Source organism: Microbacterium sp. MAH-37, assembly GCF_009758255.1.
GTDB lineage: Bacteria > Actinomycetota > Actinomycetes > Actinomycetales > Microbacteriaceae > Microbacterium.
The window spans coordinates 224,857-237,817 of sequence record NZ_WSEN01000004.1 but is presented as its reverse complement, the minus strand read 5'-3'; the positions used below and the strand labels follow the sequence as shown (position 1 = coordinate 237,817).

The window sequence follows — 12,961 nt, the reverse complement described above, 5'->3', positions numbered from 1 at the left end:
CCCATCCCAACAGGCTCGGCGTACTCTGACCTCACGCCGCAACCTCGAGGAGCCCGCATCATGCCCACCCGCGAAGTCAAGATGATCGTCCTCTCCACCGACGACCTCGACGAGTCGATCAGGTTCTACAGCGAGACCCTCGGGTTCCCGCTAAAGTTCCGTGACGGCAACCACTTCGCGGCGCTCGACGGTGGCACGATCACCATCGCCCTCGCCACCGAGATCGACCACCCGATCCCCGGGCAGGTCGTCGTGGGCATCAAGACGGAGGATGTCGACGCTGACGCCGCGGCCGTCGACGCGAACGGCGGCGGCATCGTCACCGCCGCGTACAACGACGCGCACGAGCGCCGCGCCGTCGCCTACGACAGCCAGGGCAACGGGATGGTGCTCTACTCGCCGCTGCCGCGCTGAGTCCGCCGCCTACGCGCGACCGATCCCCCGCAGGACCACGTCGACCATCCCCTCGACCCGCGCGGCATCCGTCGGTCCGCCGACCAGGGCCGAATACGAGCCGATCGCGATGAGCTGATCGGCGAGTGCCGCGGCATCCACGTCCGCCCGCACCTCACCGGCATCCGCTGCGCGCGCCAAACGCAGAGCAGTCCACTCGCGAAGCGGCGCCGCCAGGCGCGCATTGAGCTTCAGGCCGAGCTCTGGATCAGTCGCGGTCACCTCGATCAGGGCGCGCGCGAGCGCGACGGCATCCGGGCTCTGGGCCGAGAGCACCGCCCGCAGGTCGGCCCGCAGGTCCGCCGTCGACGGCAGCTCGAACTCCGGCAACGACCCCTCGAGCAGCGCCTCACCCAGGATCGCGGCCTTCGACGGCCACCAGCGGTAGATCGTCTGCTTGGCGACCCCGGCCTCGGCCGCGAGCCCCTCGATCGTGACGTCCGCATAGCTCGACTCGATCACCGCACGGCGCATCGCCGCCAGCACCGACTGGCGGGCCTTCTCACTGCGGGGACGAGCCATGTTCACAGATTAGCGGCAGCCTCTGGAATAACTAGACGCACCGTTGCATTATTAGTAGTGAGCGGGTTGGACGTCCTTCGTCTCGCTTCGCTCGCTCAGGATCCGGAACCTGGGGAAGGCGAGCGGACGAGGCGTCCTTCGTCTCGCTTCGCTCGCTCAGGAACCGCGCAAGGGGCTCCCCAGAGTTACAAGGAGAAGAAATGGCACTCACCGCACACTCCACCATCGGCGACTGGCTGAACGACCCGACCGGCAGCGAGCTCATCAAGGGCCTGCTCGCGCAGTCGGGCGGCGACCCGTCGCAGCTCACCCCCGTGCTCGGCCTGCCTCTGCAGCAGCTCGTCGTCATGAGCCAGGGCGCCATGCCGCAGTCCGTCGTCGACGACCTGGTGCGCGCCGCCAACGGCGGAGAGATCCCCGCCGACGACGACACCGCCGGCTGGACCGAGCAGGTCACCGCCGGACGCTTCACCGGCAAGACCGTGATCGTCACCGGCGCAGCATCCGGAATCGGCAAGGCCACCGCCTCGCGCATCGCCCGCGAAGGCGGTCGCGTGATCGCCGCCGACATCTCGGCCGACAAGCTGGATGCACTGGCCGCAGAGCTCCCGGGCATCGTCACCGTCGCCGGAGACCTCACCCAGCAGGCATCCATCGACGCCGTCATCGCCGCCGCCGGCGACCGCATCGACGGCCTCGCCAACGTCGCCGGCATCAACGACGACTTCTCGCCCGCCGGCGAGACCCCCGACGCCGTCTGGGACCGCGTCATCGCGATCAACCTCACCGCGCCGTTCAAGCTCATGCGCGCAGTGCTGCCCGTGATGGAGGCCGCCGGCCGAGGCGCCATCCTCAACGTCTCGAGCGAGGCCGGCCTGCGCGGCAACGCGTCGGGCAACGCCTACACCGCCAGCAAGCACGGCATCATCGGCGTCACCAAGTCGGCGGCGTTCATGTACGGACCCAAGGGCATCCGCGTGAACTCCGTCGCACCGGGCGGCGTGGCCACCGGCATCCCGATGCCGCCGAACATGTCGGAGTACGGCTCCGGACGCCTCGCGCCGTTCCAGCAGGCGATCCCGACGGTCGCGACGGCAGAGCACCTCGCCGCGTCGATCACGTTCCTGCTCTCGGACGACGCCGTCAACATCAACGGCGCGATCCTCGCGTCGGACGGTGGATGGTCGGTGCAGTAAGAAGGCGGATGCTGCGAGACGAAACGCCCCTGGGGAGCTGGGGGCGTTTCGTCTGCCACCGGATCCTGAGCGCCCTTCGTCTCGTCGCTTCGCTCCTCGCTCAGGATCCGCGGAGCGTACGGAGCGAGCGCCCTTCGTCTCGTCGCTTCGCTCCTCGCTCAGGGTGCGGGGAGCGTGGCCTCGGCGAGCTCCCACAACCGACGCCCCGCGGCCGGATCGCGCAGCGCCCGGAACAGCGGACGCTCCCGCGGACCCCCGGCCAGCCCGAACCACCCGCCGGGAGCGAAGAAGCATCCTGGAGCGGCATCCCGCTCAAGCGCCATCAGCGCAGGCAACGCGCCCTGCGCCGGACTGTTCCCCGGAATCCAGCGCAGCCAGCGCTCCTCGCCGCCGGGCAGCCGGCTGCGCAGCGCCGGCGCGATGTGCGTCGCCGGCGCGACACCCGGATGGCAGAGGTTCACATTGATGCCCTCGCTTCGTCGAGCGAGCTCCAGCGCCCACAGCCCCAGCGCCCGCTTCGACCCGGCATACGCGCGCCACGCGCTGTACCGCCGCTCGCCCTCGAGGTCGTCGAGCCGTCCGCGTGTGGCCGCGATGCTCACCTGCACAGCCACACGAGAGTGACCCGCGACCAGCAGCGGCATCAGCTCGCGCGTCAGCGCCGCGTGCCCGAGGAAATTCGTCTGCAGGCGCAGCTCGTGACCGTCGGCGGTGACGTGCCGCTCGCGGTCGCCGAGCAGCACGATCCCGGCGTTCATGACGAAGCGGTCGATCGGGGTTCCCTCGCTCCGCAGGCGCTCGCCCAGCGCGGTCACGCTGCCGAAATCCGCCAGATCGAGATCGCAGATCTCGAGTGCGGCATCCGGAACCGACTCGCGGATGCTGCGCACCGTCGCCTCCCCGCGTGCGCGATCGCGCACGGGGAGGAGAACATGCGCGCCGTCCGCGGCGAGCGCCCGCGCGATCTCGCGCCCGATGCCGCTCGATGCCCCGGTGACGAGGGCGCGGCGGGTGGGCATGGGAACAGCGTGGCACCATCTCGAACGTCTCGGGAAGCTGAACACGTCCTTCGTCTCACTTCGCTCGCTCAGGATCCGGAGACTCGCTCAGGATCCGGGACGGGCACAATGGCACCATGACCCAGCGCACCGTGATCCTGCACGTCTCCGACCGTCCGGAGGACATCGTGCGCGCCGTCGGCATCGCGAACACCCTGCACGCGGCGCGCCCCGACACCGGCATCCGGATCATCGTGAACGGTCCCGCGATCCCGGGCGTCGCCGCCGGCGCAGCTCCGCTTCCGACCCCGGATGCCGCCACGATCGAGGCCTGCGAAGGCGGACTGCGCGGGCACGGCATCCCGGTAGACGGGCTGCAGCCCGGCATCCTCACCGTGCCGGCCGCCGTGGTCGCGCTGAGCGACGCGCAGTTCGACGGGGCGGCGTACATCCGCATCTGAGCTCACCCACCGGGCGATGCCTCCCCACACGACGGCGCCGCGCCGGTACTCTGGCCCCGAACCGAGAGGGGCCGAGATGACCGACCAGAGCATCGAGATCCGTGAGCTGCGCGCCCGAGTCGACGTGCTGGAGCGCATGCTCGTCGGCACCTACGCCCTCATCGTGGGCGTCGTGCTGGTGCTCGGCCTGACGCTGCCGCTGGCCACCACCCATGCCGGCGGTGAGGATCAGCAGTACTGGAGCGTGATCACCACCACCCTCGCACCGCTGAACGGCGCCGATTCGCCATGGGGCGGCATCGCCTGGCTGCTGATGACGCTCCTCATCCTCATGATCATCATCACGGTGCTCCTGCTCGCGCTGACTCTGATCCCCGCGGCCCGCCGGAGCCTGTCCGACGGACTGCGGGTGTTCGGCATCGTGCTCACCGCCCTCGGCACGGTCGGCGCCGTCGCGATCATGGCCATCATCGGTGCCTCGCTGCGCACCGAGACCGACGACTTCGGCTGGGGCGGCCCGGTGCTGCTGCTCGGCATGATCGCCGTGCTGCCGCTGCTCAGCGGAGCGCTGCGGTCACTCGTCGGCGCCCGCCGCTGAGGCTCACGCAGCCCTCGCATCCGTCCCGCCGGGACTGATTTCGCGACGCGAGTCCCGGATCCGAGGCATCCGCGGACACCTCGGGGCGACTCCGAGGCCAGGCGGCCGGGCCGTCCTAAACTCGCCCCATGCTGTACGCCGACGTCACGACTCCGAGCGAGGCTGAAGCTCTCGCAACCCGCATCCTCACCGTCAGGCAGCGGCCGCTCGTGCTCGTCTCGGCCACGGCGGAGGGCGAGTTCGCGTTCGACGACGACCGGCTGCGGCATGAGCTCGGCGGCATCGCCGACGTCGTCACCATCGCGACCGGCAGGGCGACTCACGCCCTCGAGGAACTGCTCCCGCCCAAGACGCACGCCTTCGGCGGCGCGGCCCGCTCATACCCGGTCGACTTCGGCGACGACCCGGACTGGAGCCGCTCCCGACTCCGGTTCCCCGGCCACGCCGACACCGACGATCTCATCGGCGACGCGAAGGCGCAGTCGGTGCAGCAGGTGCGGCGCACCGTCGAGTCCTCGGCGCCGAACGCCGTGCGCCGGGCCAGCGGCGTCGTGAAGGGATTCCTCGCCGGCGACACCCGCGCGCTCGTCGAACTCGACGACGGCACCACCGTCACCGCGACCGGCGACCTGCTGCCCGCCACGCTTCCGCTCGCCGTCGCACTCGTCCCGGGGGCACCGGTCAGCGGCATCCTCGAACGTCAGGAACTGCATCCAGAACCGTTCCCCGCCGACCTCTCCGCCCTGCCCGACGGCGCGCACACGCTCGCGCTCGTCGTCAAGGTCACCGACCTGCGCGCCACGGTGCACCTGCACCCCGACCATGCGTTCGTGCTGCGCCGCCGCGACGTCAGCGCCGACGAGCGCCCGGTCGGCGACGTGCTCGCCGTCGGCGATGTCATCCGCGTGCGCGTCGCGCACGGCCCGCACGGCGAAGTGCTGCTCAGCCACTCCGGGCGCGACGACAGCGCGCCGCTCACCCCCGCCTTCCCGCTCGTCACCGGCGGCCCGGCCTGGCTGAGCGAGGATCGCCGGGCCACGCGATCGGATGCCGCGGAGCCGGCTGCCGCGGCACCGGCATCCGCTGCGCCCCCGCTACCCGACGACTACGCGACCCGCACCGACGTGCGGATGCTGGCGCAGGCGATCACCGCCCTGCGTGGTGACGTGCTCGCGCTCACGAACCTGGTCGGACGGAGCAGCGGCGAGGCGAGCCCCGCGCCGTCCGCCGAACTCGAGCGCCTGCGCGCGGAGAACGCGCAGCTGCGCGCCGAGATCGCGGACGAGCGCGCCGAACGTGCGCGGGCCGAGGCGCGGCTCAGCGAGACGTCGCAGGACCAGCGCGACTCGGCGCGGGCGCTGCGCGACGCGCGCCGTGCAGCCGAGCGGGCACACGTCGACCCCACCGAGGACGGCATCCGCTTCGAGATCGAGCGCACCTGGGGCAACCGCACCGCACCCGGGGAGCGCGGACGCTGGCCGCTGCGGGAGTTCCGGTTCGGGCCGGACTTCATCCGCTCGCTGGCGAAGCTCGACGAGAACCAGCTGAGCAAGGCCGTGCGCGCCTGCGTCGACGCGATCACCGGACGCGACCGCGAGATCCCCGCCCGCGACCTGCACCGGCTGCGCACCGGCGAGGGCGGCGATGACGCCTACGTCGTGCGGGCCGACGGCGCGAAGTGCTGGCGCGCCGCGATCGAGCAGAACACTCCCGGAGCGCGGCGGCTGCACTACTGGGAACTGCCCGGCGACCTGATCGAGCTCAGCCGCATCGTCACCCACGACGACACGAGGCCGTAGGGCGCCCTGTCTCCGTCGGGGACGGCGTCAGTCCCGCGCCACCTCGAGATCGAGGCCGCTGTTCCGCGCCACGTCCTTCCAGGCGACGAACTTGAAGTTCGTGCTCGACTCCTCCGATCCCTCCGGTGTGTTGTCGCCGTCCTGCACGACCAGCAGACCGCCGGGGAATCCGGGCAGGCTCACGCTCACGGCATCCGCGCCGTCGCTGTGCTGGGTGCTGTCGACCCGGCCGTCGTCCACAGTGAACGACCCGAGGTACTCGCTGCCGTCCTCCAGCCCGTACACGGCGAAGCTGTCGTCGCCCTGGCTCGACGCCAGCAGGTATCCCTCGCCGTCGTCGGTCGAGTAGATCGTCAGGCCCTCGATGTCGGTGTGCAGCACGTCGCCGCCGAAACCGGGGTTCTCGCCGTACACGCATTCATCCTGCTCTGCGTCATAGGTGCCGGGCAGGCCGTACTCGATCGCCTTGTCGATCAGCTGCGGCTCACCGGTCAGATCGGCGTCGACCTTCCAGATGCCGACGAGCTCCTGCCCCAGATACGCCGTGCCGGTCGCCTCGTCGACCACCATGCCCTCGACCTGCGCGTACTCGCCCGGGTCATCGCAGGTGGTCCAGGTCGTGCCGTCCGGCATGGCGAACTCGGCCGGCAGCGACAGGGTGCGCACGAGATCCCATCCGACCGTGCCGTCCTCGCGCGCGGACAGCTCGAGCAGCGCCACATCCGTCTCGGAGTTGCGGCTCACCAGCGCGTACGCGCCGTCGTCGTCCTGCCACGTGGTGAGCCCGTAAGCGGTGTGCTCGCTGTTGACGTCGTCCTGCGACGCGCTGAAGATCCGGCCGGCCGACGGGTCGGTCACCTCGGTCAGCCGGCCGTCCTCGACGGCGAAGATGCCGATGTTGTCGAGGCCCTTGTCCGACACGACCGCCAGGTCGGCCTCGTCGCCGTCCAGTTCGAAGTCGTGGATGAGGTCGACGTTGTTGTAGCGACCGGGGGCGTCGTCCTCGCCCGGCGCGGGCTTCGGATCGATGTGCTGCACGAGGCGGCCACGCAGGTCGTAGACATTGATCCCCGCCTCCTTGGCCGTCGTGATCACGACGCTGCGGTGGGTGTCGTCGTCATCGACCCAGATGGCCGGATCATCGGCATCCGCATCGTCGGCGTCCCACAGCGCGGGGGTCTCCAGCTTCGCCGTGACGCCCTTCGACGCAGCACGGGCGGATGCCGGGTCGTGCGACGGCACCGGAGGCTGGGCATGGGCGGCGGATGCGCCGAGCGCAACGACGGCACCGAGTACGACTGCGGCAAAGGGGCGGATGATCACGCGGGCTCCTCAGATCGGTGTGGCGACGAGGCTCGATCTTTCTGGGCCGCCCTGAACACAGGATGGACAGCGGATGACGCGCAGCTGGACATCGCCGAGCGGATGTCGGTGGGCGGTGCGAGACTGGCGGGATGAGGCTCGAAGAGCTCACAGAGACCGCTGAAGAGGTCGCGGCGACATCGTCGCGGCTGGCGAAGATCGATGCGCTCGCGCGGCTGCTGCAGCGCGCCGCGCCGGAAGAGCTCCCGGTGCTCACGGGGCTCCTGCTCGCCTCACCCCGACAGGGCAGGCTGGGCGTCGGATGGCGTGGACTCTCGGCTCTGCAGGTCGAGCATGCCGAGGCATCCGCTCTGACGATCACCGACGTCGATGAGGCGCTCGATGCTCTCGCGCACGCGTCCGGCACCGGATCGGCCGCCCAGCGCACCGCGCTGCTCGTAGACCTCGCCTCGCGCGCGACGCCGGACGAGTGGGACTTCCTCGCCCGCGCCATGCTGGGCGAGTTGCGCACCGGAGCACTCGGCGGCGTGCTGCTCGACGCGATCGCTCGCGCCGCCGATCGACCCGCGGCATCCGTCCGTCGCGCGGCCATGCTCTCCGGCGATCTCGGCGAGACGGCCGTGACCGCGCTCACCGGCACGGAAGACGACCTCGACGCCGTCGGCCTGCAGGTCGGCCGCCCCGTGCTGCCCATGCTCGCCGCCACTGCGGCGACGCCCACCGCGGCGCTCGAGATCACCGGCCGCGCCTCGGTCGAGTACAAGCTCGACGGCGCCCGCATCCAGGTGCACCGGCACGGCGACGACGTCGGCGTCTACACGCGCAGCCTCGCCGACATCACCCACCGCGTGCCCGAGATCGTCGAGATCGTGCGCGGCCTGCCCGGCCACGACCTCATCCTCGACGGCGAGACGCTCTCGCTCGACGAGGACGGCGGCCCGCGACCGTTCCAGCAGACCATGTCGCGGTTCGGCGCAGACGTCTCGCGCGAGCTCGTCCTCAGGCCCTGGTTCTTCGACCTGCTGCACGTCGACGGTCGCGACCTCATCGACGAGCCGCTGTCGACCCGGCTCGAAGAACTCGAGCGGGTCGCCGGCGAATGGCGGATGCCGGGAATCGTCACCGACGACGCGGATGCCGCGGAGCAGCTCTCCCGCGAGGCGCTCGCCGCCGGCCATGAGGGCGTGCTCGTCAAGGCGATCGACGCGCCCTATGCCGCCGGACGCCGCGGCAAGTCCTGGGTCAAGGTCAAGCCGGTGCTCACCTTCGACCTCGTCGTGCTCGCCGCGGAATGGGGCTCGGGCCGACGCCGCGGATGGCTGTCGAACCTCCACCTGGGCGCGCTCGATCCGGCCGGGGAGTTCGGGGATCCGGGCGCCTTCGTGATGGTCGGCAAGACCTTCAAGGGCCTGACTGACGAGCTGCTGAAATGGCAGACCGAGACCTTCCCCGAGTACGAGACCGAGCGCACGCCGTACGCCGTCCATCTGCGGCCGGCGCTCGTGGTCGAGATCGCCATCGACGGCGTGCAGTCGTCGTCCCGCTATCCCGGCGGCATCGCCCTGCGCTTCGCCCGGGTCAAGGGCTACCGACCGGACAAGACTCCCGCCGAGGCCGACACGATCCAGACCCTGCGAGGCCTGCTGCACGGCTGAAAGCGGGCGCTCCGGAACCCGTCGCGCAGGAGAGCTCTCCGGCGTACCATCAGCCCCATGCACTGGGGGCGCGTGGGGACCGCGCCGCTGCGAGCGTGGGCGCTCGTGGTCGGGTACGTCGGTGCGGCCTCGGCGCTGGCTCTGCTGCTCTTCTTCGCGCTCGCCGACCCGTTCGGCGTGAACCTGCGCACCTGGTCGTGGCTCGGTCCGGCGAACGACGCGCTGTCGATCGTCATGGCACCCGGGCAGGCGGTAGCCATGGTGCTGCTGTGGCAGGCGATGCGTCCGGCGCCGGTGGTCGCCGTGCTCACCTGGCTCACGATCGCCGCCCTCTTCGCCGGAGCGGTCGTCACCGCGATGATGCTCGCCGGCCTCGCCACCCTCGACACCCAATACGTGTTCGCGATCCCGATGATCGTGCTGATGTTCGCCGCTCTGCTCGCGGCCGGCCTGCGCGTGCTCCGCGACCGGGCGCATCAGACGGCGATCGCACCCGGCGCCGCCCGGTGGGCCGTGATCACGGGCGCATCCGGAATCGTCGCACTGCTGATCTTCGCGCTCGGGTTCCTGTTCCCGGCCGGCTCGGCGGTGCAGCTCGTCGTCTTCATCGTCGGCGGCATCCCGGGCGCGATCGCGTACCTCGGCTATCCCGTGTGGTGGCTGGTTCTCGGCCTCCGCCGGGATGCCGTGATCTACCTGCGCTCCCAGATGACCTGACCGCTGCGCGGATCCTGAGCGAGCGCAGCGAGACGAAGGGTGCTCAACGACCGGAGACCGCACCCCGCGCAGCCGCGGCGAGCGCGGCGACGCGAGCCGTCGCCTGGCCGCGCTTCCAGCACAGCACCCATCTCACCGGCGGGGAGCCCTCCTCGAACGGCACCATCACCAGGCTCGGCCGGGCGAAGTAGTCCGCGGCGTGGGCGGCGAGCGGCACCACGCCCTCCCCGGCGGCGATCAGCGTGAGCAGGTCGAGGAACGTCGGCGCCGTGCGGTCGGGCTCGGGCCGGTACGGCGCAGCTCGGCGCCCCGCCCGGAACACGGTCTCGCCGGCCAGGTCGTCGACCGACACCGTCGAGCATGCCGCCAGCGGATGCTCCCGCCCCACAGCCAGCACCACCGGCTCGGAGTACAGCAGCGGCCCCTCCTGGAATCCGTCCTCGTCGACCGGCCCGTTCGTCACCGTGACGTCGACCTCGCCCGCACGCAGCAGGTCGAGCGGATCGGAGAACCCCGCCTCGCGGAACACCAGTTCCACCCCGGGATTCTCCGCCCGGAACCGGTCGAACACCGGTCCCGCCAGTTCGGCGATCGCCGGCGCCTCCAGCCCGATTCGCAGCGTGCCCACGACTCCGCGTCCGGCCGCGATCGCCGCCGTGATCCCGCGCTGGATGCGATCGTGCCCGGCTCGCACGTCGGCGTACAGCGCCGCGCCGACCGGCGACAGCTCCACCCGGCGGCTGGTGCGATCGAACAGCGTCACACCGAATCGACGCTCGAGGTTCGCGATCGTCTGACTCACTCGCGACGGCGAGATCAGCAGACGGTCGGCGGTCCGCCCGAAATGCAACTCCTCGGCGAGCGTGAGGAAGATCTCGATATCACGGCGTTCCATGCGCTCTATGTTAACGATCCATCCGTGTTCTGTCCTTGTTCGGCTGTTATCCCACGCCGACGATGGATGCATGACCGATTACCTCAACGCAACAGATCCCGCCTACGACACCGCCCGCGGCGGCTACAACCTCGCCGTCCAGCACCACCCGGCATCCATCGCCGTCGCGCGCACGGCCGACGACGTCGTGCATGCCGTGCGCGAGGCACGCGCCCGCGGACTGGGGGTCGCCGTGCTCGCCACCGGGCACGGTCCGTCGCGCCCCGCCGACGGCCAGTTGCTCATCAACACCTCGGCGATGAAGGGGATCACGATCGACCCGGCGATGCGCTGGGCGCGCGTCGAGGCCGGCGTCCGCGGCGGCGAGCTCGTGCAGGCCGCCGCGATCAACGGGCTCGCCCCGCTCTCGGGCTCGTCCCCGGAGGTCGGCGTCGTGTCGTATCACCTCGGCGGCGGCCTGGGACTGCTCGGTCGCAGCCTCGGCTGGGCTGTCGATCACGTACGGGCGATCGAGGTCGTCACCGCCGACGGCGTGCTGCGCCGCACCACTCCCGACCGCGAGCCCGACCTGTTCTGGGCGCTCCGCGGTGGCGGCAAGGGAACCCTCGGCGTCGTGACCGCGATGGAGATCGACCTGCATCCGATCGCCCGCCTCTACGGCGGCGGCCTGCACTTCGCGGCCGACCGCGTCGAGGACGCGCTCACGCTCTGGGCGGACTGGACCCGCACCGTGCCGGAGGCGATGTCCTCCTCCGTCCTGCTGATCCGGATGCCCGACATCCCGGTGCTTCCCGAGCCGCTGCGCGGCCGGTACGTCATGCACCTGCGCATCGTGTTCACCGGCTCGGCCGACGAGGGCGCGCGGCTCATCGCACCGTTCCGCGCGCTCGGCCCGATCACCGACACCGTGGTCGAGATGCCGTACTCGGGGATCGGCACGATCCACGCGGAACCGACGACGCCGGTCGCCTTCCACGCCCGCAATCGGATGCTGCGGACTCTCGACGCCGACGCGGTGCGGGCTGTGCTCCGGCACGCCGGACCGGATGCCGGTGCGCCGTTCCTGCTCGAGCTGCGTCACGCCGGCGGGGCCTTGGCACGACCGGCGGAGCGACCCAGTGCGCTCGGACGTCGCGACGGCGAGTTCGTGCTCTACGTCGGCGGAGCGGCCGGACCGGACCAGGCCCCGGCGTTGCAGGTACGGTTCTCGGAGCTGTTCGCTGCAATCGAGCCCTGGACCACGGGCGGAGTGGTCGTGAACTTCCTCTCCGGACCGGACGTCACGGCGGAAGAGCTCGCGAGCGGGTACCTGCCCGACGACGTCGAGCGGCTCGCGCAGATCAAGCGCGCGTACGACCCGGAGAACCTGTTCCGCACGCACCACGGCCTGGCGTGACGCTGACTCACCGCATCCTGAGCGAGGAGCGCCAGCGACGAGCGCCGTGCTGAGCGAGCGCCAGCGAGACGAAGTGACGAAGGACGCACACGCGAGACGCCCTTCGTCTCGCTCGTGCCTCGCTCGCTCAGGAGCCGGGAGACGAAGGACGCCACCCGCTCACCGGACGACGCTCCTCGCTCAGGAGCCGCCTGACGCGTCGGCGGCGAGGCGGAAGCCGACGCCGATCGCGCGCAGGTCTTCCTCATAGGCGGCGTGGCGGCGCGCGCAGCGCGCGAGATCCCGGTCGTGCCGGAAGGCGCCGCCACGGGTGATGTGCGGATCGAAAGCCCACTCCTCGAGGACGGGGACCTCGGCCGGAGCATCCGGATACGGGGCGTAGAGCGTCGAGGTCCACTCGTCGACGTTCCCGGCCATGTCCAGCACGCCGAACGGACTGGCCCCCTCGGGGAACGACCCGACGGCGGTCGTGGTGCCGGCTCCGAGGTCCCAGAGGTTCGCGAGACCGGGGCGGTACTCGTCGCCCCACGGGAACTCGCGAGCGTCGTCACCGCGTGCGGCGCGCTCCCACTCGGTCTCGGTGGGCAGGCGCACCTCGTAGCCGACGAGGTCGGTCATCCAGGCGCAGAACTCACCGGCATCCGCCCATGTCACGCCGAAGACCGGATGCTCGGCTGGCTCCGCCGGCAGAGGCCGGCCGGTCTCGGTCGCGAACGGCGCCCACTGCGCGACCGTCACCGGGGTGCGCGCGATCCGGAAGGCGGCGACCGGAACGGAAGCCCGCGGTGCCTCCTTCAGGTACCAGGCGGCGGGCACGCCCGTGTCGGCGTACCGTGCGACGACGACGTCCAGCTGATCCGCGGGCGTACCGCGCTGCAGCATCCCGGCGGGGATGTCCACCCAGTCGATCAGGGTCTCGGCCATGCGTCCTCCTCGTCGTTCCATCCT

General features: G+C 71.1%; 13 protein-coding genes. 8 read left to right on the top strand and 5 right to left on the bottom strand.

Annotation, left to right across the window (positions count from 1 at the left end; translation table 11 throughout):
• Positions 1-60 precede the first annotated feature (60 nt).
• The gene (locus GON06_RS04570) at positions 61-414 is read left to right on the top strand and encodes a VOC family protein (protein WP_157311126.1); all 354 of its coding nucleotides are present in this window, start codon (positions 61-63) and stop codon (positions 412-414) included.
• Between the two features lie 9 nt (positions 415-423).
• Here the strand turns inward: GON06_RS04570 and GON06_RS04565 are convergent, their stop codons facing one another.
• Positions 424-975, bottom strand: coding sequence for a TetR/AcrR family transcriptional regulator (locus tag GON06_RS04565; RefSeq protein WP_232528153.1), 552 nt, complete (start codon positions 973-975; stop codon positions 424-426).
• Between the two features lie 200 nt (positions 976-1,175).
• On the opposite strand from GON06_RS04565, the gene GON06_RS04560 reads away from it, so the two are divergent.
• On the top strand, positions 1,176-2,171 hold the full coding sequence (locus tag GON06_RS04560; RefSeq protein ID WP_157311125.1) for an SDR family NAD(P)-dependent oxidoreductase: 996 nt from the start codon (positions 1,176-1,178) through the stop codon (positions 2,169-2,171).
• Positions 2,172-2,329: 158 nt separating this feature from the next.
• Here the strand turns inward: GON06_RS04560 and GON06_RS04555 are convergent, their stop codons facing one another.
• Positions 2,330-3,190 carry an SDR family NAD(P)-dependent oxidoreductase gene (locus GON06_RS04555; RefSeq protein ID WP_157311124.1) on the bottom strand — a complete coding sequence of 287 codons (861 nt, stop codon included), beginning with the start codon at positions 3,188-3,190 and terminating at the stop codon, positions 2,330-2,332.
• Positions 3,191-3,306: 116 nt separating this feature from the next.
• On the opposite strand from GON06_RS04555, the gene GON06_RS04550 reads away from it, so the two are divergent.
• The 3 genes from GON06_RS04550 to GON06_RS04540 all read left to right on the top strand — a co-directional run bounded on the left by GON06_RS04550 (position 3,307) and on the right by GON06_RS04540 (position 6,027).
• A complete protein-coding gene (locus GON06_RS04550) occupies positions 3,307-3,630 on the top strand; it encodes a DsrE family protein (RefSeq protein ID WP_157311123.1) in 324 nt (107 codons plus the stop codon).
• Between the two features lie 76 nt (positions 3,631-3,706).
• On the top strand, positions 3,707-4,228 hold the full coding sequence (locus GON06_RS04545) for a hypothetical protein (RefSeq protein ID WP_157311122.1): 522 nt from the start codon (positions 3,707-3,709) through the stop codon (positions 4,226-4,228).
• Positions 4,229-4,356: 128 nt separating this feature from the next.
• Entirely contained in the window at positions 4,357-6,027 is a 1,671-nt protein-coding gene (locus GON06_RS04540; RefSeq protein ID WP_157311121.1) for a hypothetical protein, read from the top strand.
• Positions 6,028-6,054: 27 nt separating this feature from the next.
• Here GON06_RS04540 and GON06_RS04535 read toward each other — a convergent pair whose 3' ends face one another.
• On the bottom strand, positions 6,055-7,350 hold the full coding sequence (locus GON06_RS04535) for a phytase (RefSeq protein WP_198346603.1): 1,296 nt from the start codon (positions 7,348-7,350) through the stop codon (positions 6,055-6,057).
• A gap of 131 nt (positions 7,351-7,481) precedes the next feature.
• Between GON06_RS04535 and GON06_RS04530 the strand changes: the two genes are divergently transcribed.
• Both GON06_RS04530 and GON06_RS04525 read left to right on the top strand, forming a co-directional pair.
• Complete coding sequence (locus GON06_RS04530; protein ID WP_157311120.1) at positions 7,482-9,005, top strand: ATP-dependent DNA ligase; 1,524 nt, start codon at positions 7,482-7,484, stop codon at positions 9,003-9,005.
• A 57-nt stretch (positions 9,006-9,062) separates the two neighbouring features.
• Positions 9,063-9,722, top strand: a complete 660-nt coding sequence (locus GON06_RS04525; protein ID WP_157311119.1) for a hypothetical protein — start codon at positions 9,063-9,065, stop codon at positions 9,720-9,722.
• A gap of 43 nt (positions 9,723-9,765) precedes the next feature.
• Here the strand turns inward: GON06_RS04525 and GON06_RS04520 are convergent, their stop codons facing one another.
• Positions 9,766-10,617, bottom strand: coding sequence for a LysR family transcriptional regulator (locus tag GON06_RS04520; protein ID WP_157311118.1), 852 nt, complete (start codon positions 10,615-10,617; stop codon positions 9,766-9,768).
• A 70-nt stretch (positions 10,618-10,687) separates the two neighbouring features.
• Here GON06_RS04520 and GON06_RS04515 point away from each other — a divergent pair, with 70 nt between their 5' ends.
• The gene (locus GON06_RS04515) at positions 10,688-12,013 is read left to right on the top strand and encodes an FAD-binding oxidoreductase (RefSeq protein ID WP_157311117.1); all 1,326 of its coding nucleotides are present in this window, start codon (positions 10,688-10,690) and stop codon (positions 12,011-12,013) included.
• A 180-nt stretch (positions 12,014-12,193) separates the two neighbouring features.
• Here the strand turns inward: GON06_RS04515 and GON06_RS04510 are convergent, their stop codons facing one another.
• A complete protein-coding gene (locus tag GON06_RS04510; RefSeq protein ID WP_157311116.1) occupies positions 12,194-12,937 on the bottom strand; it encodes a formylglycine-generating enzyme family protein in 744 nt (247 codons plus the stop codon).
• Between the last annotated feature and the right edge of the window lie 24 nt (positions 12,938-12,961).